This is a genomic window from Bradyrhizobium sp. USDA 3364 (assembly GCF_054056355.1).
Map to the genome: position 1 here is coordinate 5961660 of NZ_JBSRYG010000002.1, position 26412 is coordinate 5988071.

21 protein-coding genes and 1 pseudogene are annotated in these 26412 nt (G+C 64.7%); 18 read left to right on the forward strand and 4 right to left on the reverse strand.

Translation table 11 applies throughout. The features are described from left to right. Positions 1-25 precede the first annotated feature (25 nt). Entirely contained in the window at positions 26-769 is a 744-nt protein-coding gene (hutC, locus tag ACVILL_RS27960) for a histidine utilization repressor (protein ID WP_456731997.1), read from the reverse strand. Continuing rightward, on the reverse strand, positions 766-2124 hold the full coding sequence (locus tag ACVILL_RS27965; protein ID WP_456731998.1) for a formimidoylglutamate deiminase: 1359 nt from the start codon (positions 2122-2124) through the stop codon (positions 766-768). The genes hutC and ACVILL_RS27965 overlap by 4 nt, the downstream gene beginning before the upstream one ends. Positions 2125-2209: 85 nt before the next feature. Between ACVILL_RS27965 and hutI the strand changes: the two genes are divergently transcribed. The 15 genes and pseudogenes from hutI to ACVILL_RS28040 all read left to right on the forward strand — a co-directional run bounded on the left by hutI (position 2210) and on the right by ACVILL_RS28040 (position 20450). Next, positions 2210-3424, forward strand: coding sequence for an imidazolonepropionase (hutI, locus tag ACVILL_RS27970; protein WP_456731999.1), 1215 nt, complete (start codon positions 2210-2212; stop codon positions 3422-3424). After that, positions 3421-4981, forward strand: a pseudogene (hutH, locus tag ACVILL_RS27975) (histidine ammonia-lyase). Before hutI ends, hutH begins: the two are co-directional and overlap by 4 nt. An 18-nt stretch (positions 4982-4999) precedes the next feature. Continuing rightward, on the forward strand, positions 5000-6667 hold the full coding sequence (hutU, locus tag ACVILL_RS27980) for a urocanate hydratase (protein WP_456732000.1): 1668 nt from the start codon (positions 5000-5002) through the stop codon (positions 6665-6667). Positions 6668-6973: 306 nt separating this feature from the next. Then, the gene (locus ACVILL_RS27985; RefSeq protein ID WP_456732001.1) at positions 6974-8128 is read left to right on the forward strand and encodes a transporter substrate-binding domain-containing protein; all 1155 of its coding nucleotides are present in this window, start codon (positions 6974-6976) and stop codon (positions 8126-8128) included. Further along, positions 8125-8766 carry an ANTAR domain-containing response regulator gene (locus ACVILL_RS27990; protein ID WP_016845707.1) on the forward strand — a complete coding sequence of 214 codons (642 nt, stop codon included), beginning with the start codon at positions 8125-8127 and terminating at the stop codon, positions 8764-8766. The genes ACVILL_RS27985 and ACVILL_RS27990 overlap by 4 nt, the downstream gene beginning before the upstream one ends. A 127-nt stretch (positions 8767-8893) precedes the next feature. After that, a complete protein-coding gene (locus tag ACVILL_RS27995) occupies positions 8894-10144 on the forward strand; it encodes a transporter substrate-binding domain-containing protein (RefSeq protein WP_456732002.1) in 1251 nt (416 codons plus the stop codon). A 124-nt stretch (positions 10145-10268) separates the two neighbouring features. Beyond that, positions 10269-11138, forward strand: coding sequence for an urea ABC transporter permease subunit UrtB (urtB, locus tag ACVILL_RS28000; RefSeq protein WP_456732003.1), 870 nt, complete (start codon positions 10269-10271; stop codon positions 11136-11138). A gap of 16 nt (positions 11139-11154) precedes the next feature. After that, the gene (gene urtC / locus ACVILL_RS28005) at positions 11155-12294 is read left to right on the forward strand and encodes an urea ABC transporter permease subunit UrtC (protein WP_456732004.1); all 1140 of its coding nucleotides are present in this window, start codon (positions 11155-11157) and stop codon (positions 12292-12294) included. Next, positions 12291-13043, forward strand: a complete 753-nt coding sequence (urtD, locus tag ACVILL_RS28010; protein ID WP_456732005.1) for an urea ABC transporter ATP-binding protein UrtD — start codon at positions 12291-12293, stop codon at positions 13041-13043. Before urtC ends, urtD begins: the two co-directional genes overlap by 4 nt. Next, positions 13036-13728 carry an urea ABC transporter ATP-binding subunit UrtE gene (gene urtE / locus ACVILL_RS28015; protein WP_456732006.1) on the forward strand — a complete coding sequence of 231 codons (693 nt, stop codon included), beginning with the start codon at positions 13036-13038 and terminating at the stop codon, positions 13726-13728. Before urtD ends, urtE begins: the two co-directional genes overlap by 8 nt. Positions 13729-13757: 29 nt before the next feature. After that, positions 13758-14795, forward strand: a complete 1038-nt coding sequence (locus ACVILL_RS28020; RefSeq protein WP_456732007.1) for an aliphatic amidase — start codon at positions 13758-13760, stop codon at positions 14793-14795. Positions 14796-14894: 99 nt separating this feature from the next. After that, on the forward strand, positions 14895-16229 hold the full coding sequence (locus tag ACVILL_RS28025) for a purine-cytosine permease family protein (protein WP_456732008.1): 1335 nt from the start codon (positions 14895-14897) through the stop codon (positions 16227-16229). A gap of 35 nt (positions 16230-16264) precedes the next feature. After that, a complete protein-coding gene (locus tag ACVILL_RS28030) occupies positions 16265-17284 on the forward strand; it encodes an alpha/beta fold hydrolase (protein ID WP_456732009.1) in 1020 nt (339 codons plus the stop codon). A 50-nt stretch (positions 17285-17334) separates the two neighbouring features. Continuing rightward, positions 17335-18147, forward strand: a complete 813-nt coding sequence (locus ACVILL_RS28035) for an AAA family ATPase (RefSeq protein ID WP_456732010.1) — start codon at positions 17335-17337, stop codon at positions 18145-18147. Positions 18148-18161: 14 nt separating this feature from the next. Continuing rightward, positions 18162-20450, forward strand: coding sequence for a VWA domain-containing protein (locus ACVILL_RS28040; RefSeq protein WP_456732011.1), 2289 nt, complete (start codon positions 18162-18164; stop codon positions 20448-20450). Between the two features lie 10 nt (positions 20451-20460). Here the strand turns inward: ACVILL_RS28040 and ACVILL_RS28045 are convergent, their stop codons facing one another. Together ACVILL_RS28045 and ACVILL_RS28050 are read right to left on the reverse strand one after the other, a co-directional pair. Next, the gene (locus ACVILL_RS28045) at positions 20461-21060 is read right to left on the reverse strand and encodes an ANTAR domain-containing response regulator (protein ID WP_456732012.1); all 600 of its coding nucleotides are present in this window, start codon (positions 21058-21060) and stop codon (positions 20461-20463) included. Then, positions 21057-22220, reverse strand: coding sequence for a transporter substrate-binding domain-containing protein (locus ACVILL_RS28050; RefSeq protein WP_456732013.1), 1164 nt, complete (start codon positions 22218-22220; stop codon positions 21057-21059). Before ACVILL_RS28050 ends, ACVILL_RS28045 begins: the two co-directional genes overlap by 4 nt. 419 nt (positions 22221-22639) lie before the next feature. Between ACVILL_RS28050 and ACVILL_RS28055 the strand changes: the two genes are divergently transcribed. From ACVILL_RS28055 to ACVILL_RS28065, 3 genes are read left to right on the forward strand one after another with little or no spacing between them, the layout of a single operon-like run. Continuing rightward, positions 22640-24040, forward strand: coding sequence for an amidase (locus tag ACVILL_RS28055; RefSeq protein WP_456732014.1), 1401 nt, complete (start codon positions 22640-22642; stop codon positions 24038-24040). A 16-nt stretch (positions 24041-24056) separates the two neighbouring features. Continuing rightward, on the forward strand, positions 24057-25052 hold the full coding sequence (locus tag ACVILL_RS28060) for an acetamidase/formamidase family protein (RefSeq protein ID WP_456732015.1): 996 nt from the start codon (positions 24057-24059) through the stop codon (positions 25050-25052). Positions 25053-25086: 34 nt separating this feature from the next. After that, on the forward strand, positions 25087-26325 hold the full coding sequence (locus tag ACVILL_RS28065; protein WP_456732016.1) for an urea ABC transporter substrate-binding protein: 1239 nt from the start codon (positions 25087-25089) through the stop codon (positions 26323-26325). Positions 26326-26412 lie beyond the last annotated feature (87 nt).

Below are 26412 nucleotides of genomic sequence, written 5' to 3' on the forward strand. Positions count from 1 at the left end.
GAATTGTGCCGACCCGAACATCATCTCAGCCTCCCTTGAAGCGAGCCACCAGACGGTGCGTCTCGCCTGGATAATGCAGCCGCACCGCTGTCAGCGTGCGCGCGCTGCGCCAGGTGTAGCGGTCGATCACGAGGCAGGGCGCACCGACGGCGATTCCCAGTGCCTTGGCGGTGCGATCGTCAGCAATGACGGCGCTGATCGTGTGCTCAGCTTCCGTCCACGGCACGTGATGCAGCAGCCATGATCCCGGCGGTTCGCGGGCGAAATCCGCGGTTGCAGCTTCCGGAACCGTGGAAAGATCAATCAGCCTGTCCTCGACGGCGAACGGCACATCGTCCGCGCTGTGCCGGCAGGCGATCGCGACCACCTTGCCGGCCGTGCTCACGCCGAGCCGTGCACGATCGGCCGCCGTCGCAGTGCGCCGCCGGCAATCGATCAGCTGGTAGCCATAGCTGCGGCCGAGCGCGTTGATCTCGGCCCTGATGTCGGCGATCTTGAGCACCGCCGACATGTGCTGCGGACGGCGCACGAAGGTGCCGGCCCGCCGCCTTCGCTCGATCAGATCGGCCTGCGCCAGTTCCGACAGCGCCTTGTTGACAGTCATCCGCGAGCAACGATAGCGCGCCATCAACTGGTGCTCGAAGGGAATGCGGTGGCCGGGCGGCCATTCGCCGGTCAGGATCCGCGTCTCGATGTCGAGCCGGATCCGCCTGTAGAGCGTCGGCTTGCCGGCCGCACGGGGCTTGACCCGATCGGAGGCGAGGCTCATGCGACGAGCCTCCTGACGCTTGCATTGAACCGCTCGCGCGCTCTGTCGCGCAGCCGGTGCCGTCCGCCCGCGACCACCTTATCGCCGCCGGCCCATACGCAGTCGATCGCGTCGCCGCCGGTCGCAAACAGCCAACCGTCGAGAACCGCATCGCCCGACCGTCCCGCCAGCGACGGATGCGCGGCGTCGAGGCTGACGATGTCGGCGCGCGCGCCGGGGACAAGTCCAGCCTTGGTCTGCGCCAGCGCCTGCGCGCCGCCCGCAAGCGCGTGGTCGAACAAGGCGCGGCCGGTGGACGCGCCGGGCCGCCCCGAGAGCACGTTGCGCTCACGGTGCTTCAGGCGCTGGCCGTATTCGAGCTGGCGAAGCTCGTCGGCGACCCCGGCCAGCACGTTGGAATCGGTGCCGATGCCGAAGCTGCCGCCCGCCGCGAGGAATTCGCGCGCCGAAAAGATGCCGTCGCCGAGGCTCGCTTCGGTGACGGGGCAAAGGCCGGCGACTGCGCCGCTGGCGGCAAGTCCGGCGACTTCACTGTCCGTCATGTGGGTCGCGTGTATCAGGCACCAGCGCTGATCGACCGGCGCATGTTCGAGCAGCCATTGCACCGGCCGTTGCCCAGACCAGGCCAGACAATCCTCCACCTCGCGCACCTGTTCGGCGGCGTGGATGTGGATCGGGTCGGCCCCGGCAAGCGGAATGATCGCGGCGAGTTCATCCGGCGCCACGGCGCGCAGGCTGTGCGGGGCGATGCCGATATTGGCGCCCGGCAGCTTCCGGATCGCTTCGCGCGAGCCGGCCATCAGCGCCGCGAACTGATCGACCGAGCAGATGAAGCGGCGTTGCCCGGCATGCGGCGCTGCACCGCCGAAGGTGCCGTGCGCATAGAAGCTCGGCAGCAGCGTGAGTCCGATGCCCGCGGCTTCGGTTGCCTCCGCAATGCGCACGGCCATCTCGGCGGGATTGGCGTAGAGCGAGCCGTCGCGATCATGGTGGAGATAGTGAAACTCGCCGACGCGGGTAAAGCCGCGCTCGAGCATCTCGACGTAAAGGAGTGTTGCAACGGCTGTGACGTCGTCCGGCGTCATCGTCAGCGCGAAGCGATACATCGTCTCGCGCCAGGTCCAGAATGTGTCGGTCGTATCGCCGCGTAGTTCGGCAAGGCCGGCCATGCCGCGTTGAAAGGCGTGGCTGTGCAGGCTCGCCAAGCCTGGAACCGCCAATTGGTGTCGTTCGTCGTCCCCGGCCGGCGCGACGCCTGCCGTCACCACGGCGATCGCGCCGTCGGCAACCTCGACCCGCACGTCATTGGCCCAGCCGGTGGGCAGCAGCGCGCATGCGAAATGCAATCGTGTCATTTTTCCACGCCGGCTGGACAGAACCCGGACACGATTATATGTCTAGACATATAAGTCAAGCATCCCACCTCGAAGGGACGATCGCATGGCAGAGCGCTTCGACCGTATCTGGCACAGTGCCCACCTCGCCACGATGCGCAGCGACCGCGCCGATCTCGGCGAGATCGAGCAGGGCCTGATCGCGGCGCGCGACGGCCGCATCGTTTATGCGGGCACGCGGTCGGATTTTCCTGTGAATGCAGACGCCGTCGAGCGGATCGATTGCGGCGGCCGCTGGATCACGCCCGGGCTGGTCGATTGCCACACGCATCTCGTGTTCGGCGGCAATCGTGCGCATGAGTTCGAGCTTCGCCTCAAGGGCGCGAGCTACGAAGAAATCGCGTGCGCGGGCGGCGGCATCGTCTCGACCGTTGCAGCGACGCGCAAGGCGACCGAGGCCGAGCTCGTTGCGGGCGCGCTGCCGCGGCTCGACGCGCTGATCGGCGAGGGCGCAACCACCGTCGAGATCAAGTCCGGCTATGGTCTCGATGCCGAGACCGAGATGCGACAGCTTGCGGCCGCGCGCAGCCTCGGCCGCCTGCGGCAGGTTGCGATCCGCACGTCGTTTCTCGGTGCACATGCGCTGCCGCCCGAGGCCAATGGCGACAAGGACCGCTACATCGATCTGGTCTGCAACGAGATGCTGCCGGCCGTGGCCAAGGCCGGCCTTGCCGATGCCGTCGACGGTTTCATGGAGGGCATCGCATTTTCCGGCGAGCAGACGGCGCGGGTGTTTGAGGCGGCGCGCGCGCTTGGACTGCCCGTGAAGCTGCATGCGGATCAGCTGTCGAATCTTGGCGGCGCGGCGCTCGCCGCAAATTTTGCCGCGCTGTCGGCCGATCATCTGGAGCACACCGACGAGGCCGGCATCGCCGCGATGGCGAAATCGGGAACAGTCGCGGTGCTGCTGCCCGGCGCGTTCTACTTTATCCGTGAAACGCAGAAGCCGTCGGTCGAACTGTTTCGCAAGCACGGCGTAAAGATGGCGCTGGCGACCGACTGCAATCCCGGCAGTTCGCCACTGACCTCATTGCTGCTGACCATGAACATGGGCGCGACTCTGTTCCGGATGACCGTCGCCGAATGCCTCTCCGGCGTGACGCGGGAAGGGGCGCGCGCGCTCGGCATGCTCGCCGAGACCGGCACGCTCGAAGCCGGCAAATACTGCGATCTCGCGATCTGGGACATCGAACGCCCGGCCGAACTGGTCTACCGCATTGGCTTCAACCCGCTGCACAGCAGGGTGTGGAGGGGACAATGAACGCTCCTGCCGCGCCTGTCGTCGTGAGGCCCGGCACCGTCGGCCTCGACGTTCTGGCGCGTGTGCTCGACGGCGCGCCCGTCGTGCTCGATCCATCGTTCTGGCCGCGCGTCGAGGCGGCCGCGGCGATCGTGGCAAAGGCCGCGCAGATCGACGTTCCCGCCTACGGCATCAATACCGGTTTCGGGAAGCTGGCCTCGACGCGGATCGCGCCCGACCAGACCGCGCTGCTCCAGCGTAACCTGATCCTGTCGCATTGCTGCGGCGTGGGCGCGGCCACGCCCGAGCCGATCGTGCGCCTGATGATGGCGTTGAAGGTGATCTCGCTCGGACGCGGCGCGTCGGGCGTGCGCCGCGACGTCATCGAGCAGTTGCAGGGCATGCTGGCGCGCGGCGTCACTCCGCTGGTGCCGCAGCAGGGCTCGGTCGGCGCCTCCGGCGATCTCGCGCCACTCGCCCATATGACCGCCGTGATGATCGGCGAGGGGCAGGCGATCCTTGATGGCAAGGTCGCGCCGGGCCACGAAGCGCTTGCAGCGGCCGGGCTCGCGCCGTTGACGCTCGGTCCGAAGGAAGGGCTCGCACTGATCAACGGCACGCAGTTTTCGACCGCTTATGCGATCTCCGGTCTGCTGCGCGCGCATCGGCTGGCGTGTACCGCGCTGGTGACAGGCGCGTTGTCGGTCGATGCGGCGATGGCCTCCACAGTGCCGTTTCGCCCCGAGATTCAATCATTGCGCGGCCATGACGGGCAGATCACCGCGGCTGCGGCGTTGATGGCACTGCTCGACGGCAGCGACATCAGGCAATCGCATCTCGAGGGCGACGAGCGCGTGCAGGATCCTTATTGCCTGCGCTGCCAGCCGCAGGTCGCGGGCGCCGTGCTCGACCTGCTCGCGCAAGTCGCGCGCGGGCTCGTCATTGAAGCCAATGCCGTCACCGACAACCCGCTGGTCCTGGTCGAGACCGGCGAGATCGTGTCCGGCGGCAATTTCCACGCCGAACCGGTGGCGTTCGCCGCCGATCAGATCGCGCTGGCGCTCTCCGAGATCGGCGCGACCAGCGAGCGCCGGATCGCGACCCTCGTCGACCCCGCGCTGAACTTCGGCTTGCCACCGTTCCTGACGCCGGAGCCCGGCATCAATTCCGGGTTCATGATCGCCGAGGTGACGGCGGCGGCGCTTTATGCCGAGAACAAGCAGCGCGCGATGCCGTGCTCGATCGATTCCACGCCGACCAGCGCCAACCAGGAGGATCATGTCTCGATGGCCGCGCATGCCGCGCGCCGGCTGTCTGACATGGCCGACAATCTCGCGGCCATCCTCGGCATCGAGCTGCTGGTCGCGGCGCAGGGCATCACGCTGCGCGCACCGCATTCGACCAGCGCGCCGCTCGCCGCGGTCATCGCCGCGTTTGCGCGCGCATGTTCCGGCACTCGCTGCCGACCGTTACATGGCCGACGATCTCGCGCGGGCAGCACGGCTGATCGAGGCCGACGCGCTGCCCGCCGCCGCGATCGCGGCACTTTCGACCGATCCGTTTCCAAAACTTGCTTAGCCGACAGGGACATCCGTCATGAACCGCCGACTGGATAATGAACGTATCATCCGCGCTCCCCGCGGCAGCGACATCAGCGCGAAGAGCTGGCTGACCGAGGCGCCGCTGCGCATGCTGATGAACAACCTGGATCCTGATGTCGCCGAGCGTCCGAGCGAGCTCGTGGTGTATGGCGGCATCGGCCGCGCGGCGCGCGACTGGGAGAGCTTTGACCGGATCGCAGCCTCCTTGCGCAAGCTGGAGGGCGACCAGACGCTGCTGGTGCAATCCGGCAAGCCGGTCGGCGTCTTCCGCACCCATGCCGACGCGCCGCGGGTGCTGATCGCGAATTCGAACCTGGTGCCGCATTGGGCAACGCTCGATCATTTCAACGAGCTCGACCGCCAGGGCCTGATGATGTTCGGCCAGATGACGGCGGGCTCATGGATCTATATCGGCAGCCAGGGCATCGTGCAGGGGACCTACGAGACGTTCGTCGAGGTCGGGCGTCGCCACTATGGCGGCAACCTCGCCGGCAAATGGATCCTCACCGCGGGCCTCGGCGGCATGGGCGGCGCCCAGCCGCTGGCGGCGACCATGGCCGGAGCCTCGATGCTCGCCGTTGAGTGCCAGCCGAGCCGCATCGAGATGCGGCTGCGCACGGGTTATCTCGACCGCCAGGCGGCGACGCTCGACGAAGCGCTGGCGATCATTGCCGACGCCGCCAAGACCGTGAAGCCGGTGTCGGTCGGTCTGCTCGGCAATGCGGCCGAGATCTTTCCGGAGCTGGTGCGGCGCGGTGTGCGGCCGGACATCGTCACCGATCAGACCAGCGCGCATGATCCGATCAACGGCTATCTGCCCAAGGGATGGACGCTCGGCGAATGGGAGGCGCGGCGCGCTGCTGACCCGAAGGCGGTCGAGACGGCAGCCAAGACCTCGATGGTCGATCACGTCCAGGCCATGCTGGATTTCCACGCGCAGGGAATCCCGACGCTCGATTACGGCAACAACATCCGCCAGATGGCCAAGGACATGGGCCTGAAGCAGGCATTCGACTTTCCGGGCTTCGTTCCGGCCTATATCCGTCCGCTGTTCTGCCGCGGCGTGGGTCCGTTCCGCTGGGCGGCGCTGTCGGGCGATCCCGAGGACATCTTCAAGACCGACGCCAAGGTCAAGGAGTTGATGCCCAACGACGGTCACCTGCACAACTGGCTCGACATGGCGAAGGCACGCATCAAGTTCCAGGGGCTGCCGGCGCGGATCTGCTGGGTCGGCCTTGGCGACCGCCATCGGCTTGGTCTTGCCTTCAACGAGATGGTGGCGCGCGGCGAGCTCAAGGCGCCGATCGTGATCGGCCGCGATCATCTCGACAGCGGCTCGGTGGCGAGCCCGAACCGCGAGACCGAGGCGATGCGCGACGGCTCCGATGCGGTGTCGGATTGGCCGCTGCTCAACGCGCTGCTCAATTGTGCGAGCGGCGCCACCTGGGTGTCGCTGCATCACGGCGGCGGCGTTGGCATCGGCTATTCACAGCATGCCGGCATGGTGATCGTCGCGGACGGTACGCCGGAGGCGGCGCGGCGGCTGGAACGCGTGCTTTGGAACGACCCGGCGACAGGCGTCATGCGCCACGCCGACGCCGGCTACGACACGGCGATCGAATGCGCGCGCGCCAACGGGCTTGATCTGCCGAGCCTGCGCTGACGGCGAAGGATAGCGCGAGGTCTCCTTGCGGCTCTCAACCTTCCGGTTGATGTACGCGAGTTGACCGGACACGCCTTGATACGGGAAATCGATCGCAGGTCTACCGGAGATAGATATCCGGTGGACCGCTGCACCTTTAATCCGCCGCCGTTGCCTGCTTTCGCGTCAGCGTCGCTGACAGGATGAGCGGCGAGGGTCCTTGTCTCGCGGCAGATGACATGCAATCTTCCGCTCCCGGCAAAGCTGTTCGAGAGCAACAAGAACAATAATCCCTCTCGTCCCTCCAATTCTGTCGAGGGCCTGATCATGTCGAACCTTACCCAGACAACCTCCGCTCCGTGGCGGATAGGAGTGCTGTTCTCGCGCACCGGCTTCATGTCGGTGATCGAGGAGACCCAGTATCAGGGCACGCAACTCGCGATCGAAGAGGTGAACGAAGCGGGCGGCGTCTGCGGCCGCGAGCTGGTTCCCGTTGCCTATGACCCCGGCTCGGACTCGGCCGCCTATGGCCATTACGCCAAGCGGCTGATGGTCGAGGACCAGGTCAGCACCATCTTCGGCTGCTACACCTCGTCGAGCCGCAAGGCCGTGCTGCCGGTGGTCGAACGGCTGAACGGTCTGCTTTGGTATCCAACGCTTTACGAGGGTTTCGAGGCGTCGCCCAACGTGATCTACACCGGCGCCTCGCCGAACCAGAACAGCCTCGCGCTGTGCCGCTATCTGATGGATACGTTCGGGACCCGGTTCTATTTCGTGGGATCAGATTACATCTACCCGCGCGAGTCGAACCGGGTGATGCGGGAACTGCTCAAGAGCAACGGCGGCTCGGTGGTGGGCGAGCGCTATGTCAATGTCTATGCGCGCTGGCAGGATTTCGTGCCGATCATCCAGGACATCAAGCGGGTCAGGCCCGACGTGATCTTCTCGACGGTCGTCGGCGAAGGCACGGTATTTCTCTATCAGGCCTATGCCAATGTCGGGCTCGATCCGAAGCAGGTGCCGATCGCCAGCCTGACGACCACGGAAGCCGAGATCGCCGCCATGGGCTTCGACGTCGGCGAGGGACACGTCACGGCGGCATCGTATTTCCAGGGCGTCGAGGGCAGCGCCAACAACGCCTTTGTGCAGCGCTTCAAGAAGCGGTTCGGCGCCGATGTCTCGACCAACATGTGTGCCGAGGCATCCTATTTCCAGCTGCATCTGTTCGCGAAAGCGCTCGAGCAGGTCAATTCGCTCGACACCGAAGTGTTGCGCTCCATGGTGTTCGGCACCAGCTTTGATGCACCGCAAGGTGCCGTGACCGTCAACCCGATGTCGGGGCATACCGATCTATGGACCCGCATCGGGCGCGCCAACCGCCAGGGACAGTTCGACGTCGTCAGTCAGTCAAAAGAGCCGGTGCATGCGGATCCGTTCCTGATCGGATATGGTCGTGCAACGCAAACAGGAAGCGTCCAATGAACGAGATGTCACGTAAGCCGTCGCTGAGCCGAGACGTCGGCGGACGCAAGACCATGGTCCAGGAGCTTGCCGATCTGTCGGCCGTGGTGGTCGCGCCGGTCGACGATCAGGTCGGCATGCTGCTGCGCGAATTGCAGCGCTTCAGGATGCGGGTGCGTCAGGTCTGGCCGATGCCGGAGAGCGTGCCGGCCGATGCCGACGTGGTGTATTGCGAATATTCGCCTGATCTGGCGCGGCGGCTGCCGTGGATTCCGGGCGACGCGCGTTCGGCGCTGGTCGTGATCCTGCCGGCGACGGAAACCGTTCACGCCGACGCGCTGTGTCATGCAACGCCCAACGCCGTGCTGCCGCGGCCGTTCACGCAGAATGCGGTGTTGTCCAGCCTCGTGCTGGCGCGCAGCCAGTTCGGTTACGAACGGCGGCTGCGCAGCAAGATCGAGAAGCTCGACGACAATCTGCGCTCGATGCGCACGGTGGAACGCGCCAAGGCCATCCTGATGGCGACGCGGCAGATGCCGGAAACCGAGGCCTACGGATTCATCAGACGGCAGGCGATGGATCGTCGCGTGTCCGCAAGCGCAGTCGCCGCGGCGATTGTTGACTCGTTCGAACTGCTTGGCTACGATCATCAACAGTAAGCCCCAATAGCGGGGCCGGCGGCGACAGCGCCGCCTTCGACACAACCGGCAACAAAGCCCTCCCAATGCTCGCGTCAGCGCGCATCGGGAGGGCTTTTTGTTTTTTCAGTCCTGAAGGGAGCAAGGGATGAGCATTTCACGGCGGACTTTGCTGAGGAATACCGCGGCGCTTGGCGCGTTTGCCGGTGCCGGACTGCCGCACATCTGGATCAAGAACGCCGACCTCGCTTACGCCGCCGGCGGCGAGATCAAGGTCGGCGTGCTGTTCTCGCTGACGGGAACGACCGCGATCATCGAGGAATCGCTCAACAAGGCGACGCTGCTCGCGATCGAGGAGATCAACGCAGCCGGCGGCATCAAGGGCAGCAAGATCGTGCCGATCGTCGAGGATCCCGCATCCGATCCGGCAACGTTCTCGGAGAAGGCGCGCAAGCTCGTCGTCGGCGACAAATGCGTCAGCGTGTTCGGCTCCTACACCTCGGCGAGCCGCAAGGCGGTGCTGCCGGTGTTCGAGCGGCAGAACAACCTCTATTGGTATCCGACGCTCTATGAAGGCCGCGAGTGCTCCAAGAACGTGATCTACACCGGCGCGGTGCCGAACCAGCAGCAGGACGAGTTCGTACCCTGGCTGGTCAAGAAGTTCGGCAAGAAGTTCTATCTGATCGGGTCGAACTACATCTACCCGAAGGAAGAGAACAACTACTGCAAGAAGCTGCTCGAGAAGCTCGGCGGCGAGGTGGTGGCGGAGGAATATGTACCGCTCGGCCATTCCGAATTCTCTTCCGTCATCAACAAGATCCGCTCGACGCAGCCGAACGTGATCTTCTCCACCGTGGTCGGCGATTCCGTGGTCGCGCTGCATCGCCAGTACAAGGCCGCAGGCCTCGATCCCGAGAAGATGCCGATGGCGAGTCTGACGACCTCCGAGAACGAGGTCGCGGCGATGGGCGGTGAGGCGGCCGCCGGTCACTTCACTTCGGCGCCATACTTCATGGTGCACAAGTCGCCGGAGAACGAGAAGTTCGTCGAGGCCTACAAGAAGCGCTGGGGCGCCGACAAGGTCACGCATTTCGTGTCGGAGGCCTGCTACTTCCAGACCTATCTGTTCAAGCAGGCCGTCGAGAAGCTCGCGACCAGCGACCTGACGCCGCCGAACATCCGCGATGCGGTCAAGGGCCAGAGCATGATTGCGCCGCAGGGCAAGGTCGAGATCGAGTCGGAGAACCTGCACACCTGGCTGTGGCCGAAGATCGCCCAGGCCAAATCGAACGGTCAGTTCGAGATTCTCGTCGAGGCCAAGGAGTGGCTGAAGCCGGTGCCCTATGCGGCCTATCCCGGGCAGTCCTGCACCGAGAAGGGCCTGGTCGAGAAGAGCTGACGGCGGGGCTGACGAAGGCCGTCGGCGTGCGGCGGCGGCGGCCGGCTTCCGGACGAATGCCACCCTCGCGCGCATCGGGCGAGGGCAGGGCGCAGCAAACGAACACCGAAGAGCGGATCCCGGCGTGGACCAATTCATCGAACAAATCGTCACCGGCCTCAGCATCGGGTCGATCCTGCTGCTGGTGGCGCTGGGCCTGTCGATCATCTACGGGTCGATGGGCATCATCAATCTCGCCCATGGCGAGTTCGTGATGCTCGGGGCCTACGCCGCCTGGGTGTTCCACACCTATCTCGGGCTCGGCCTGCTGGCGAGCCTGGTGCCGATCTTCCTGGTGGTCGCCGCGTTCGGCTGGGTCATCGAGCGCTACGTCCTGAGCCTGCTCAATAACAGGCCGCTCGATACGATCCTCGCGACCTGGGGCGTCGGCATCATGCTGCAGCAGGCGGTGCGGCTGATGGTCGGAAGCGAATTGCGCTACGTGCAGCTGCCGCCGGCGCTATCCGACAGCATGAACGTGTTCGGCATCCCGATCTCGTCGTATCGGGTGTTCCTGTTCATCATCTCGATCGCGCTGTTCGGTGCGACCTGGCTGCTGATGAACCGCACCACGGTCGGGATGAAGCTGCGCGCCATCATCCAGGACCGCTCAGTTGCCGCCTCGTTCGGCATCAATGCCAAGCGGGTCTATGCGCTGACCTTCGCCTATGGCGCGGGGCTTGCGGGACTTGCCGGCGCGCTGGTGTCGCCGCTCAAGAGCGTGTCGCCCGATATGGGCACCGGCTATGTGGTCGACGCCTTCATGGTGGTCGTGCTCGGCGGCGTGCAGAGCCTCGCCGGAACCGTGGCGAGCGCCTTCATCCTCGGCGAGCTCTCCGGCGGCATCGCGTTCCTGCAGAACGACACGGTGGCCAAGGCGATCGTGCTGCTCGCCATCGTCGTCCTCATCCGTTTCCGCCCCGAAGGGCTTTTCACCGCGCGCGTGCGGATCTGAGACAGATCGCTCATTCATGTCGTCGAATGTTCCCAACTCCAGCGGATTGCAGCGCCTGATCGCGCAGCTTGCACCGATACTGATCGTCTGTGCGATCGTGTTTGCGCTGCCGGTGCTGCTCAACAATGACTTCCTGCTCAACAAGGTCGCGCGCTACCTGGTGCTGGGCATTCTCACGATATCGCTCGGGCTGTCCTGGGGATTCGGCGGCATCCTCAATCTCGGCCAGGCGATGAGTTTCGGGCTCGGCTCCTACGCCATGGCGATGGCGCTGAAGCTCAAGACCGTTCCTGTGCACACCGGAGCAAGTGGCCTGCCGGACTTCATGGTCTGGAACAACGTCCAGTATCTGCCGTGGTTCTGGGAACCGTTCCGCTCGCTGTCCTTCGCCATCGCCGCGGGCCTGATCGTGCCGGCGCTGGTCGCGGCGGCGCTGGGCTGGTTCATGTTCCGCGGCCGGGTCACCGGCGTCTACGTCTCGATCATCACGCTCGCGACCATGGTGGTGATCAATCTCGTGATCATCGACCAGCAGAGCTACACCGGCGGCTTCAACGGCATCACCGATCTCGCCCAGCTCGAGATCTTCGGCGTCGCCTTCGATGCCTATGGCCGCGCAACCTACTACCTCGTCGCCGGATGCGTGCTGTTCAGCCTACTGGTTGCCTTCGCCTTCACGAAGTCCAAGGCCGGCCTGATCGTGCAGGCGATCCGCGACCACGAGAGCCGGGTGCGCTACTTCGGCTACGACGTCGCGCTCTACCAGATCTTCGTGTTCGCGCTGTCGGCGGCGATCGCGGGCCTTGCCGGCATGCTCTACACGGTGGTGATGGAGTTTGCCTCGCCGACCTTCCTCGGCGTGCAGCTTTCGCTCTCGGTCGTGGTGTGGTGCGCGGTCGGCGGCCGGCAGAGCCTGGTCGGCGCGTTCCTCGGCGCGGTGCTGGTCGCGGGCATGCAGGGCGCGTTGTCGGAGTCCGCGGCGTTCCTGGAAACCTGGACGCTGGTGATGGGCGCGCTGTTCGTGCTCGTGGTGCTGTTCCTGCCGAAGGGGCTCGCCGGCCTCGCGCAGGTCGTGTTGCGCTGGATCGCGCAGCGCCGGCAGGCTGCCGGCCGCGGCGTTGCGCAAAGCGTCGGCCAGACGGAGGGCAGCACATGAGCTCGCATCTCGACCTTCGTGACGTCTCGGTCAGCTTCAACGGCTTCAAGGCGCTCAACGCGCTCAACATGAGCGTGCGCAAGGGCGAGTTGCGCTGCCTGATCGGGCCGAACGGCGCGGGCAAGACCACGGCGCTGGACATCATCTGCGGCAAGGTCAAGCCGAGCGCCGGCACCGTCAGCTTCGACGGCACCGCGCTGCAGGATCTCGAAGAATACGAGATTGCCCGCGCCGGCGTTGGCCGCAAGTTCCAGGTGCCGAGCGTGTTCCGGGAGCTCACGGTCTCCGAGAATCTCGACGTGGCCCGCGCGCGCCGGACCTCCGTGCTCGGCAATCTCCGCTGGAGTATCGGCAACTCCGGACGGGAAGATATCGAGCGTCTCGCCGAACTGGTCGGGCTCACCGAGCAGCTCGACCGGCCCGCCGCCTATCTATCGCACGGCCAGACCCAGTGGCTCGAGATCGGCATGCTGGTCGCCCAAGACGCCGAGCTGATCCTGATGGACGAGCCCACCGCCGGCATGACGGCGCAGGAAACCCGCAAGACCGCCGAACTGTTCGCGCGCCTGAAGGGCAGGCACACGCTGATCGTGGTCGAGCACGACATGGGTTTTGTGAAGGCGATTGGCGACATCATCTCGGTGATGCATATGGGCCAGATGCTGGCTGAGGGTACCGCGGCGGAAGTCGAGGCGCATCCCGAGGTGCGCCGCGCCTATTTGGGATCGGGAGGCATCAGCCATGCTTGAGCTGACCGACGTCGACGCTTTCTACGGCAACAGCCGCGCTCTGCAGGGCATCAACCTGATGGTCGGCAGTGGCGAGTTCCTCTCGGTGCTCGGCCGCAACGGCGTCGGCAAGACCACGCTGATGCGCAGCATCCTCGGCCTGATGGACCGGTGCACCGGACGCCTGTCGCTCGATGGTGCGGACATTTCGCCGCTCCGCACCTATCAGCGCGCCAAGGCCGGCATTGCCTATGTGCCGCAGGGCCGCGGGATCCTGCCGAAGTTCACTGTGCGGGAGAATCTGACGCTCGGGACCTTCGCTGCGAAATCCGCCGGCGGCATCGAGGAATGGGTGCTCGAGCTGTTTCCGGTGCTCAAGGATTTTCTCAATCGGTACGGCGGCAATCTCTCCGGCGGCCAGCAGCAGCAGCTCGCGATCGCGCGTGCGCTGCTGGCTCAGCCCAAGGTCATCCTGCTGGACGAGCCGACCGAGGGCATCCAGCCGAACATCGTCGAGCAGATCGAGGACGTGATCACGCGGCTCAATCGCGAGCGCGGCATCACGGTCGTGCTGGTCGAACAGAATGTCGCGTTCGCGCGGCGCGCGTCTCACCGCTTCGCGCTGCTCGAAAAGGGTCGCGTCGTCGCCAAGGGCGCGATCGGTGAGCTCACGGATGATCTCATCCAGCTGCACATGGCCGTGTAGCGGGAATTATCAAGAAAGGGAGTCGAGACATGTTGCATGGAGACATATCGAGCAGCAAAGACACGGTCGGCGTTGCCGTGGTCAATTACAAGATGCCGCGTCTGCACACCAAGGCCGAGGTGCTGGATAACGCGCGCAACATCGCCAAAATGGTCGAGGGCATGAAGCTCGGCCTGCCGGGCATGGACCTCGTGATCTTCCCGGAATACTCGACCCACGGCATCATGTACGACTCCAAGGAGATGTACGAGACGGCGTCGTCGGTGCCGGGCGAGGAGACCCGCATCTTCGCCGACGCCTGCCGCAAGGCCAAGGTCTGGGGCGTATTCTCGCTGACCGGCGAGCGGCATGAGGAGCATCCCAACAAGGCGCCGTACAACACCCTGATCCTGATGAACGACAAGGGCGACATCGTCCAGAAGTATCGCAAGATCATGCCGTGGGTCCCGATCGAGGGCTGGTATCCCGGCGACTGCACCTACGTCTCTGATGGTCCGAAGGGGCTGAAGATCAGCCTGATCATCTGCGATGACGGCAACTATCCGGAGATCTGGCGCGACTGCGCCATGCGTGGCGCCGAGCTGATCGTCCGCTGCCAGGGCTACATGTACCCGGCCAAGGAGCAGCAGATCCAGATCTCGAAGTCGATGGCCTGGGCCAACAACTGCTACGTCGCGGTCGCCAACGCCTCGGGCTTCGACGGCGTCTATTCTTACTTCGGCCACTCGGCGCTGATCGGTTTCGACGGCCGCACGCTCGGGGAGTGCGGTACCGAGGAGAACGGCATCCAGTACGCGCAGCTCTCGGTGTCGCTGATCCGCGATGCTCGCCGCAACATGCAGTCGCAGAACCATCTCTTCAAGCTGATGCACCGCGGCTATACCGGCCTGATCAACTCCGGCGACGGTGATCGCGGCCACGCGGTCTGCCCCTACACCTTCTACAAGAACTGGATCACTGACCCCGAGGGCACGCGCGAGATGGTCGAGGCCATGACCCGTCCGACCGTCGGAACCGACGAGTGCCCGATCGAGGGCATTCCGAACCAGAAAGTCGCACATCGCTAGGCGATATCGACGATCTGCGCCGGCGCGATGTTTCGCGCCGGCGTGGTTCGATGCAGCGGCGGAGACTTCCTCGTAGAGGAAAAAGGGGGGGGGGACATCATGAGCGGTCAATCGAATAGCGGGCTGGTTCATCACACCGAGGAACAGATCGACGATCTTCTCGGCCACGAATTCGAGCACGAGCCGGTGCCGATCAGCGCCCGGCGCAGCGCCTTCTCGGTCACGATGGTGTGGCTGGGCTTTCCGATGATCATCACCGGCGCGATGACCGGATCGCTGCTGGTGCTGGGCATGGGCTTCAAGAATGCGCTGGTGGCGATGATCATCGGCAATCTGATCATGTTTGCCTATGTCGGCGCGCTCGGCCTGATCGGCACCCGGCGCGGCATGAACTTCGCGCTGATCGCGAGCATCGTGTTCGGCAAGAAGGGCTACGTGCTAGCGTCCGGCCTGCTGTCGACTTTGCTGCTCGGCTGGTATGCGGTGCAGACCGGCATCACCGGCGCATTGATCTCCTCGACCTACGGCCTCAACTACGTGGCGATGACCATCGTCGCGGGCGTGCTGTATATCGGGATCACCTTCGTCGGTGTGAAGGGATTGCACTATATCGGGCTGGCATCGGTGCCGCTGTTCGTCGTGCTCGGCCTCTGGGTCGCGGCCGATGCGGCGTCGACCACGACGTCAGCCGCGATCTTCGGTTATGCCGGCAACAATGGCGCGGCCAGCATGTCGATGGGCGTCGGCCTGACGGTGGTGCTGGCGCTGTTCATCGACGCCGGAACGGTGACGGCGGACTTCAACCGCTGGGCGCCGAGTTCGCGGGCGTCGCTGTTCGCCACGTTCAGCGCGTTTCCGTTCGCCAATCTGGTGGCGATGCTGGTCGGCGGCGTGATGACCGCTGCGCTTGCCGTGCCAAACGCCAATCCGTTCGGGGTCGACAACATGTTCGGCTACATGAACGGCAAGCAGTTGACCTGGCTCAGCATTCTCGCCTTCATCTTCCTCTACACCAATCTCGGCTCGGTCTGCTCGCACTGCCTTTACAATGCGGCGACCGGCTGGTCGCGGATCCTCGGCACCAATATGCGCCTGATGGCGGTGATCCTCGGCGCCATCGGCATCGTCGTCGCCGCGGGCAATGTCTGGGCGTTCTTCATCCAGTGGCTGTCGCTGCTCGGCATCCTCGTGCCGCCGATCGGCGCGATCATCCTGGTCGATCAGTATCTGTTGCGCGCCGAGGCACGGGCGGACGCGGACTGGCGCGCGAAGCCGTTCATTGCCTGGGGCATCGGGTCGCTGTGCGCCTTTGCGGTTGAAAACCTGATGCCGGGGTTGTCCACTGCGATATCAGCCGCGCTGGTCGCCGGCATCGTCTACGGGGCGATCGCGCGGGTGGAGTCGTCGGCAGAGAAGGTAGCGCGTCCCGCGTAAGCGACGATCTCGATCAAGCAAGAAGGGTATATCAAATGAGCGTCGACTATCAGATCCATGATCTCGGCAATCTGGCCTTGCAGCGCGGCGCGACCATTCGCGATTGCAAGCTCGCGTACAAGACCTATGGCCAGCTCAACGCGGCCAAGGACAACGTCATCGTCTATCCGACCTGGTACTCCGGCCAGCACTACGACAATGAATGGCTGATCGGACCGGGCAGGGCGCTCGATCCGTCGAAATACTTCATCATCATTCCGAACATGCTGGGCAACGGCCTGTCGTCGTCGCCGAGCAACACACCGGAACCTTATAATGGACCGCGCTTCCCGCAGGTGACGGCCTATGACAATGTCCGCGCCCAGCACCGCTTGGTGACGGAGAAATTCGGCATCAAGCACATCCGCCTAGTGGTCGGCTGGTCTATGGGCGCGTTGCAGACGTTCCATTGGGGCGCGCTCTATCCGGACATGATGGACCTTTTGGCGCCGTTCTGCGGCTCGGCAAAATGCTCGCGCCACAATTTTGTGTTCCTCGAAGGCGTCAAGGCGGCACTCACCGCGGATGCCGCCTGGAAGGAGGGCTGGTACACCGACAAGCCGGCCCGTGGCCTGCGCGCCGCCGCGCGGGTCTATGCCGGCTGGGGCTTCTCGCAGGCCTTCTACCGCGAGCAGCTCGACATCAAGACGCTCGGCTATTCGTCGCTGGAGGATTTCCTGGTGGCGTTCTGGGAAGGCTTCTTCCTGCCGAAGGATGCCAACAACCTGCTCACCATGCTGTGGACCTGGCAGAACGGTGACATCAGCGCCAACGAGATCTACAACGGTGACTTCAAGGCCGCTCTGAAGGCGATCAAAGCGAAGACGTATGTCATGCCGGGGCAGACCGATCTCTACTTCCCGCCTGAAGACAGCGAGTTCGAGGTCGCGAACATGCCGAACGCCAAGTTCGTGCCGGTGCCGTCGATCTGGGGCCACTTCGCGGGCGGGCCGGGGACCAATCCGGTCGACGTCGCCTTCATCGATAGCAAGCTCAAGGAGCTGCTCGCATCGTGAGTTCGAACGATTGCGAACGGTTGCCTGTGCGATCATGGGAGGCGTGAGCTTTGTCCAATCCCGCTTTGCTGCTTGACCAGTACCGCATCCGGGAGGAGCCGTACTACCGGCCCCTCAGGGATGAGGTCGAACTGTTCGGTGCAGCTTATGCGAACCGCATGCCGGTGATGCTGAAAGGCCCCACCGGCTGCGGCAAGACCCGCTTCATCGAATACATGGCCTGGCGGCTCGGCCGTCCGCTCATCACGGTCGCCTGTCACGAGGACATGACGGCGGCGGATCTGGTCGGGCGCTGGCTGCTCGATGCCGAGGGGACTGTGTGGAGCGACGGGCCGCTCACGACAGCCGTACGCCTCGGCGCGATCTGCTATCTCGACGAGATCGTCGAGGCGCGCCAGGACACCACCGTCGTGATCCATCCCTTGACCGACGATCGCCGCGTGCTGCCGCTGGAAAAGCGGGGTGAGCTGATCCACGCTCATTCCGACTTCCAGCTCGTGATTTCCTACAATCCGGGCTACCAGAGCGCGATCAAGGACCTCAAGGAATCCACCAAACAGCGCTTCGCGGCGCTGGATTTCGGCTATCCAGACCGATCGGCGGAAACCGAGGTGGTGTCGCGCGAAGCCGGCATCGAGCCTGATCTCGCTGATCTCCTGGTGAAGATCGCCCGGCACAGTCGCAACCTGAAGGGCCAGGGTCTCGACGAGGGCGCCTCGACCCGGATGCTGGTCAATGCCGGCCGCCTCATCGGATGCGGCATCAGCCTTGAAAAGGCCTGCGAGACCACGATCGTCGTTCCCTTGACCGATGACGCGGACACCAGGAACACGTTGCGCGACGTGATCTCGGCCTGCGCGTGAACGGAAGTCTTGAGGTGGCGGTCGCGCAAATCAGTTCGTTCGATAGCTTCCGATCCGGACGTCGGCTTGCGGCACTGCTGCGCGGTCACGATGACATCAGTTCAGCCGTGCAGGCGGCGCGGGCTGCACTGCACCGGACCGGGCCGTTCGATCATCTCGCGGCCTGGGACGGGACTGTGCATGACCTGTTCGAGGCGAACCTCGGCCAGACCGTGGTGCTCGGCTTTCTGCGTCTATCGGAGCAATGGCCGGCGCAGCGATCGATCGATGATCTGATCGCGATTGGCCACGCCGCCGGCGATATCGGCCGAAACGCCGGAAGCCGCGTCGCGCACGCGTTGCTGACCGAAATGGCCAAGGTGCTGCCGCGGCTCGCGGGTGCCGGAGATCTCACCGCCGTTCTTGCCGCGCTCGGCCAGCTCGCGGAGACAGGGCCGGAATCCGTGGGCCTTGCGATCGACCGGCTGGGGCCACTGCTTGCGCATGCCGGCGGCGAAGATTTTTCTGCCTGGGTTTCAGCGGGCCTGCGCGCAAGCGGCGGTCGTGCTGCGCGACGACGGGCTTATTTCGCGCTCGATGATCCCCTGTCGGCGCGGCTGTTCGCCGTCGGCCGGACCGGCGATGATTTCGCACGGTTGGAGCAGCGCCTCGCCGCAACCACGCTCGCGCTGTGGAACAGAAAGCCGCGTTTCCGCAAACTTGGCGTTGCGCCGACGCCGGTGCCGCGGCGTCCCTCGCTCGCCGCCGGCTTTATCGGCTTCCCAGAGACCTTTCCCGGCTTCGAAGGTGAGGGCGCCGATATGGTCTATCTTGCGGCGATCGCGCATGCCGGCGCGCATCTGGTGCATTCCGCCGTCCGCTTTCCCGTGGGGCGGCTGAAGGCACTGCAGATTGCGCTGGTCTCGCTGCTCGAGGACGCCAGGGTCGAGGCGCTGGCGCTGCGCGAGATGCCCGGGTTGCGCCGGCTGTGGCTGCCGTTCCACGCTGCCACACCATCGGGGCAAGCAACAGCAGGCGGGCTGATGATGCGGTTGGCGCGGGCGCTGATCGATCCGGACTATCAGGATCCTGATGCGTGGGTGACTAAAGGACGTACGCTGTTTGCCGATGCCGCCGGCCGCTGGACCGATCCGGCGATCAGTCGCGAGATCGGCGGACTGCTTGGCAACGACATCGGGCAGATGCGGCTGCAATTCAACGCCAAGAGCTATGTCGTCGAGCCCGCTTACCGCGACGACAATCTGGCGCTGTGGGATTTTGGCGACCAGCCGGACAGTCCGACCGAGACGATCGAACTTGCGGTCGATTCCGTGCGGATCGAGCGTCGCGACGATGCAGGTGGAAAATCCACCGACGACAACGCCGAGCCGGACGAGACGTTGCGCGCAAAAGCCAGCGCGGTGACGCTGCTGGACGGATTTCCGGTCGCGACCTATCCGGAATGGGATTATGCCGCGCGCACGGAGCGGGCGGACTGGACGACGATCCTGGAGGCCGACGCCGCGGTGTCCGCGCAGCCGTTCGATCCTTCGACGGACACCGAGGCGATGCGCTGGATCACCGAGTTGACCCGCGACGCGTCGATCGGCCGTCGTATCAGGCACAAGGGCCAGCGCGATGGCGATGCGCTCGACATCGACGCGGCGATCGCGCTCACCATCGAGCGGCGTGGCGGCAGCATCAGCGAGCCCAGGGTCTATCAGCGCGATGCGCCGGGCCCGCGCGATCTCGCCATTCTGCTGCTCCTGGACCTGTCGCAATCGACGGCGGACCGTGACCGCCGTGGCCGAACGGTTCTCGACGTCGAGCAGAAGGCCGCCGCGATCATGGCGTCGGCGGTCGACGCTGCCAATGACGCGATCGCCGTGCATGGCTTCAGCTCCGACGGCCGCGAGCGCGTGCGCTATCTGCGCATCAAGGGTTTTGAGGAGCCGATGGACGCCGTCGTTCGCTCTCGTCTCGTGGGGCTCGGCAGCAGCCATTCCACCCGGCTGGGCGCGGCGTTGCGCCATGCCGGGGGCTACCTCGCCGGACGACGCGCATTCCGGAAGGTGCTGCTGGTGCTGACCGACGGCGAGCCGTCCGACGTCGATGCGCCCGACCCGCAATATCTTGTGGAGGACGCGCGCCGTGCCGCGCAGCAGCTGCGGCGGCGCGGTACCGATCTTTTCGCTTTTGGGATAGGCGAAGACAGATTTCCCCAGCTCGATCGCATCTTCGGTGATCGCTATGCGCTGCGCGTGCCGCGCATCGAGGTGCTACCGCAACGGGTGATGCAGCTCTATGCGGAGCTGAAGAAATAGTCGCAGCGATCTAGCCCGTCGCCCGGGGCAGGGATCCCTTTGCCGTGATCTCGGCAGCGAGCTCCTCGATGGTCTTGCGCTGCTCCATGGCGGCGCGCCGGATCAGCGCAAAGGCGGCCGGCTCGGCCAGCGCATGGGTGTGCATGACCTGTAGCACCGCCGCGAGCACGACGCGGCGTGATCGCAACCGCTGCTCAAGCTTGAGCACCTGCTGCTTCAGTTCGTGGGTCCGCTCGCTTCGTTCGAAGGCCAGCACGAGCGCGGCATAGATGCCGGCCGAGCGCAGCGGCTTGACCAGGAACGATGCCGGCTCGAGGTCGAGCACCAGCTTCAAGCGGCTCGGCGTCTCGGTGCCGAGCAGGGCGATCACCGGGCTTCGTCCAAGCGATGCGCGCTGCGCCGCTGAGGTGAGCGGCAGGAACTCGTCGTCGATCAACGTCACGTCCGGCCGACAGTCGATCTTGGCGCCGCCATCCCAGCCGCCATGCCATGTGACGATGTCGATCCCGAGACGCTCGAACTGGCGCCTCACGATGGCGGCGTCGCGCTCGTCCTTGATGGCAACGAGCGCCTTGCGTCCGCGCAACGAAAATGACGACGGCTTGCTCATTTCACCACCCGCAAATGTGGCGCATTCGGCAGCGTCCCATCCCTTGCGGGGCTTGCGGCGATGTCGAGCTGCGTCAGATAGGGATCCGGCTTAACTGGAGCTTCAGCTTCCCAGAAGATATCAAACTGTCCTTCGGCGTTGGAGACGGCGAGCCGCGGCGTCAGGACGCAGTGATTGTTGCTGCCGTCGATCCAGACCGGACCTTGCGGCGAATTGTAGCGATGGCCGGCCGCGGCGCGCCGCACGTCGCCGATATCGGATGTGCCGGCGCGCTGCAGCGCGCGGGCCAGCAGATAGACCGCGACATAGGCCGATTGGCCATCCACGGACGGGCTAGAGTGGTCGCCATGACGCGCCTTCCAGCGCGCGACGAAGGCTCGGTTCTCGGGCAGGCGAATGCTCTCGAAATAGGCCGACGAGGTGATGCAACCGGCCGATGCGGGACCCGCGATCTTGAGCTCGGGCTCGCACAGGCTGCAGCTCAGCATCGGAATGTCGAGGCCCGCCGCGCTGGTTGCGGCATGAAAGGCGCGGATGAAATCATAGCTCGAACTGCCGACCAGCGTGTTGAACACGACAGGCGGCCGGCGCCGCACGATCTCGTCGACGATGTGCGCGACCGCGCTTTCGCCGAGCTCGAGCAGGCGTTCCGCGAGAATCTTTCCGCGCGCCGCCGTCACCAGCTCGCGGGTGACGCGATTGGTTTCCCAGGTCCAGACATAGTTGGAGCCGACACAGAAGATCTCGCGTGACAAATTGTCGAGCACGTAACGTACCAGCGGCAGCACATTGTGATTGGGCGAGGCGCCGACATAGATGACGTTGTCGGAACATTCGAATCCCTCGTAGCGCGCCGGATACCAGAGCAGGCGGTCGGTGCGCTCGACGATCGGCAGCACCTGCTTGCGCGAGGCCGAAGTGTAGCAGCCGATGATATGCTCGACCCCGACATTGCGAATGAGGTCGTCGCAGACCGTATGGTATTCCGAAATGATTCCGTGGGGATCGCGGACATGCGCTGCGATCGAGAAGTCGAACTCGTCCTGCTCGTTGATCTCGTCGACCGCCATCATGGCGCTCTTGAGGATCTCGCGGCCCATGGCCTGATAAGGCCCGTGCTGCGAGCAGATGATGCCAACGGGAATGGACGGCTTTGTCATCGGCGGCTTTCATTGCAACTCAGTAAGGAAATCATCTTCGCAGAGGTCGGGGCAAGAGGTCATGCCGATTTGCTGCGCATGCACCTCGCGAAATTTGTGCAGTCAGCCTCGTTGACAATGCGCTGCACACTTCCTTAGAATTTTCTCCTACAGGGCTTCCTGTCGAACCTTGCGCGCGTCGATTTGGCCGATGACGTCCCGATCGCCGCGCAGAGTGCTCCGTTCGATCACGGTCCCTTGCGACAGTTCATAGCCGCGGCATTTGGGCCATTCGTCACCTTCGTTTGGAGGGGCGGGTGGCTTTTTGCTTTTGCCGCGAAACAAATTGGCGACACGCCCGTGTCGTCAAGCCGGAGGCGCATGCGCGGTGATGGGCGGTGCCTGCGCTTGTGTCGTGCCAAGTGCGGGGATGAGAAACGATGGCGACGACGGATCTTCACTATCTCGGATTGATTGAGGTCGGGCAGCAAATCCAGGCCGGGAAGCTCTCGCCGGTCGAGGTGACCAAGGCGATGCTCGGGCGGATCGGGCAGCTCGACGGCAAGCTCAAGAGCTACGCCCATGTGATGGGCGAGGCCGCGCTTGCCGAAGCGGCCGCAGCCGAAAAGGAGATCGCGTCCGGCAAGATCAAGGGGCCGCTGCACGGCGTGCCGATCGCGGTCAAGGACCTGTGCTGGGCCAAGGGCGCGCCTGCCGCGCATGGCATGACCATCCACCGCGATTTCCGTCCGAGCGAGGATGCCACGGTGGTTGCGCGGCTGAAGGACGCCGGCGCTGTTATCCTCGGCAAGCTGCAGCAGACCGAAGGCGCCTATGCCGACCATCACCCGAAGATCGATCCGCCGAAGAACCCATGGAATGCTGATCTGTGGTCCGGCGCATCCTCGAGCGGTTCCGGCGTCGCCACCGCAGCGGGGCTTTGCTTTGGTTCGCTTGGAACCGACACCGGCGGCTCGATCCGGTTTCCCTCGGCCGCCAACGGCGTCACCGGGCTGAAGCCGACCTGGGGCCGCGTCAGCCGATACGGCGCTTTCGAACTCGCGGCAACGCTGGATCATATCGGTCCGATGGCACGCAGCGCCGTCGACTGCGGCGCAATCCTTGCCGTGATCGCCGGCCAGGATCCCAAGGACACGACGTCGGTGCCGTTGCCGGTGCCGGACTATCTCGCCGGCCTGACCGGAGATTTGCGCGGCGTGTCAATCGGCGTCGATCGGCGCTGGACGAGCGAGGGCACCGATGAGCCCGCCGGCAAGGTGCTCAGCGAAGGCCTGCGTGTTGCCGCCGACCTCGGTGCCAAGATCAAGGACATCACGTTCCCCGATCCGAAGGCCGTGATCGAGGACTGGTTCCCGCTGTGCGGCATCGAAGTCGCCGTCGCGCACGCGGAAACCTACCCCGCGCGCAAGGACGAATACGGTCCGGCGCTCGCAAGCCTGCTCGATCTCGGTCGGGCGCAATCCGGCATGGACTATCAGAAGATCGTGCTGCGGCGCGAAGCGTTCCGCGGAGCGGTGCGGCTGCTGTTCGAGACCGTCGACCTGATCGCGGTCCCGGCCCAGGCTTTCGCCGCGCCGACATTGGCCAAGATGGCGGCGTTGGGTGAGGACCCGTCGCTGATTACCGGGCTGCTGCGCTTCACCTGTCCGTTCGACATGACCGGCAGCCCGACCGTGACGCTTCCCGGCGGCTTTGCGCCGAACGGCGGCCCGATCGCCTTCCAGTTCGTCGGCCGTCACTTCGACGAGGCAAGCCTCGTCCGCGCGGGCGATGCCTTCCAGCGCGTCACCGAGTGGCACAAGCGCCATCCCGCGATCTGAGTGAGGAGCCGTTCGCATGACCGAAGATTGGTTGAAGAGTTCCATAATGGCCAATCGCGCCGTCGCCAAGGGCGCGACCGGTACGACCCATAGTCTGACGATCGAGCAGCAGGGTGGCTTCCATTACGTCTACGGACCCTATGCCAAGCCGACCTTGTCGATCGATCCCGGTGGAGTCGTCGTCGTCGAGACCGAGGATGCGTTCGGCGGCGTGCTCACGAGCGAGACCGACAGCCCTACGGCGAAGCTGAATTTCCCGTACCTGAACCCGCAATGCGGGCCGATCGCCGTCAAGGGCGCCAAAAAGGGCGATTGCCTCGCGGTCTATATCCGTGACGTCGAGACCCGCGGCGCGCAGCCGGCCGGGACGACCTGCATCATTCCGGAGTTCGGCGGCCTGGTCGGGACGGCGTCGACGGCAATGCTCAATCCGCCGCTGCCGGAGCGCGTCAAGAAGCTGCATGTCGATCGCAACGGCGTGCGCTGGAACGACAAGATCACGCTGCCCTATGAGCCGTTCATCGGCACGATCGGCGTATCGCCCGAGATCGAGGCGATCTCCTCGCTGCAGCCCGACTATCACGGCGGCAACATGGACCTGCCCGACGTCGCGCCGGGCGCGATCATCTATTTTCCGGTGCATGCCGAAGGCGGGCTGCTCTATGTCGGCGACTGCCACGCCACGCAGGGCGACGGCGAGCTTTCGGGCGTCGCGCTCGAACAGCGTGCGACCGTGACGCTGCAGATCGATCTGATCAAGAACTGGAGCTTCGCCTGGCCGCGGCTCGAGACCCGCGACTTCATCATGACGATCGGCAGCGCGCGACCGCTCGAAGACGCGGCGCGGATCGCCTATCGCGAGCTCGTGCGGTGGATGAGCGCCGATTACGGCTTCGATGAGATCGACGCCTACATGCTGCTCAGCCAGGCCGGCCGCATGCGGCTCGGCAACATGGTCGACCCCAAATACACGATGGGGGCGTCGATTCTGAAGAATTACCTCAAGGCGTGACTTCATTCATCCTTCAACGACAGGGGATATCGAGATGTATTCGGGGCGTATGGTCGGAATGGCGTTGCTTGGTGTCGTGCTCGGGACGATGGCGATAGGTAGCGCTCGGGCGGCCGAGCCGCCGCTGAAGGTCGGCCTGCTGGAAGACGTCTCCGGCGACCTCGCGTTCATGGGCATGCCGAAGCTGCACGGCTCGCAGCTGGCGGTCGAGGAGATCAACAAGAGCGGCGGCATTCTCGGCCGCCAAATCGAGCTGATCCACCTTGATCCCCAGGGCGACAATGCCCGCTATCAGGAGTTCGGCCGACGGCTGCTCAACCGCGACAAGGTCGACGTGCTGATCGGCGGCATCACCTCGGCCTCGCGCGAGGCGCTGCGTCCGATCGTCGATCGCACCACCACGCCGTACTTCTATACGAACCAGTATGAAGGCGGCGTCTGCGACGCCAGCATGATCAGCATGGGCGCGGTGCCCGAGCAGCAGTTCTCGACCCTGATCCCCTGGATGGTCCAGAAGTTCGGCAAGAAGGTCTACGTCATCGCCGCCGACTACAATTTCGGTCAGATCTCCGCCGAGTGGAACCGGAAGATCATGAAGGACCTCGGCGGCGAGGTCGTTGGCGAGGAATTCATCCCGCTCGGCGTGTCGCAATTCGCGCAGACGATCCAGAACATCCAGAAGGCGAAGCCGGACTGGCTGTTGACGATCAATGTCGGCGCCGCGCAGGACTCGTTCTTCGAGCAGGCGGCGGCGGCCAATCTCAATCTGCCGATGGGGTCCTCGATCAAGATCATGCTCGGCTTCGAGCACAAGCGGTTCAAGCCGCCGGCACTCAACAACATGCATGCGACCGCCAACTGGTTCGAGGAGATCGATACGCCCGAAGCCAACGACTTCAAGAAGCGCTGGCACGCCAAATTCCCCGACGAGCTCTACATCAACGACATGGGCTACAACGCCTACAACGCGCTCTACATGTACAAGACGCTGGTCGAGAAGGCGAAGTCTACCAAGCTCGAGGACATGCGCAAGGTGATTGCGACGGGCGATGCCTGCATCGATGCGCCCGAGGGCAAGGTCTGCATCGATCCGAAGAGCCAGCATACCTCGCACCGCATGCGCCTGATCTCGGTCGGGCCCAAGCACGAGGTAACGGTCGAGAAGGACTACGGAACGATCCAGCCGTACTGGCTCGGCGAGATCGGCTGCGATCTGACCAAGAAGAACGACAAGGATCAGTACACGCCGAGTCATCTTCCCAGCAAATCTTGATGCGCGGGCACGAATCTTGCTCGTGCCTTGCATCACAGCTTCGAAACGAACCGGCGCCGCAATGATGCGGCGCCGTGATCACGGAGA

Bases quoted from the DNA above. Each gene is read 5' to 3' on its own strand.
- hutU (WP_456732000.1), top strand. From the start codon at position 5,000: ATGAACCGCCGACTGGATAATGAACGTATCATCCGCGCTCCCCGCGGC.
- ACVILL_RS28025 (WP_456732008.1), top strand. From the start codon at position 14,895: ATGAGCGGTCAATCGAATAGCGGGCTGGTTCATCACACCGAGGAACAG.
- hutI (WP_456731999.1), top strand. From the start codon at position 2,210: ATGGCAGAGCGCTTCGACCGTATCTGGCACAGTGCCCACCTCGCCACG.
- ACVILL_RS28045 (WP_456732012.1), bottom strand. From the start codon at position 21,060: ATGAGCAAGCCGTCGTCATTTTCGTTGCGCGGACGCAAGGCGCTCGTT.
- urtC (WP_456732004.1), top strand. From the start codon at position 11,155: ATGTCGTCGAATGTTCCCAACTCCAGCGGATTGCAGCGCCTGATCGCG.
- ACVILL_RS27965 (WP_456731998.1), bottom strand. From the start codon at position 2,124: ATGACACGATTGCATTTCGCATGCGCGCTGCTGCCCACCGGCTGGGCC.
- ACVILL_RS28055 (WP_456732014.1), top strand. From the start codon at position 22,640: ATGGCGACGACGGATCTTCACTATCTCGGATTGATTGAGGTCGGGCAG.
- ACVILL_RS28050 (WP_456732013.1), bottom strand. From the start codon at position 22,220: ATGACAAAGCCGTCCATTCCCGTTGGCATCATCTGCTCGCAGCACGGG.
- urtE (WP_456732006.1), top strand. From the start codon at position 13,036: ATGCTTGAGCTGACCGACGTCGACGCTTTCTACGGCAACAGCCGCGCT.
- ACVILL_RS27990 (WP_016845707.1), top strand. From the start codon at position 8,125: ATGAACGAGATGTCACGTAAGCCGTCGCTGAGCCGAGACGTCGGCGGA.
- ACVILL_RS27985 (WP_456732001.1), top strand. From the start codon at position 6,974: ATGTCGAACCTTACCCAGACAACCTCCGCTCCGTGGCGGATAGGAGTG.
- ACVILL_RS27995 (WP_456732002.1), top strand. From the start codon at position 8,894: ATGAGCATTTCACGGCGGACTTTGCTGAGGAATACCGCGGCGCTTGGC.
- ACVILL_RS28030 (WP_456732009.1), top strand. From the start codon at position 16,265: ATGAGCGTCGACTATCAGATCCATGATCTCGGCAATCTGGCCTTGCAG.
- urtD (WP_456732005.1), top strand. From the start codon at position 12,291: ATGAGCTCGCATCTCGACCTTCGTGACGTCTCGGTCAGCTTCAACGGC.
- ACVILL_RS28020 (WP_456732007.1), top strand. From the start codon at position 13,758: ATGTTGCATGGAGACATATCGAGCAGCAAAGACACGGTCGGCGTTGCC.
- hutC (WP_456731997.1), bottom strand. From the start codon at position 769: ATGAGCCTCGCCTCCGATCGGGTCAAGCCCCGTGCGGCCGGCAAGCCG.
- ACVILL_RS28060 (WP_456732015.1), top strand. From the start codon at position 24,057: ATGACCGAAGATTGGTTGAAGAGTTCCATAATGGCCAATCGCGCCGTC.
- ACVILL_RS28065 (WP_456732016.1), top strand. From the start codon at position 25,087: ATGTATTCGGGGCGTATGGTCGGAATGGCGTTGCTTGGTGTCGTGCTC.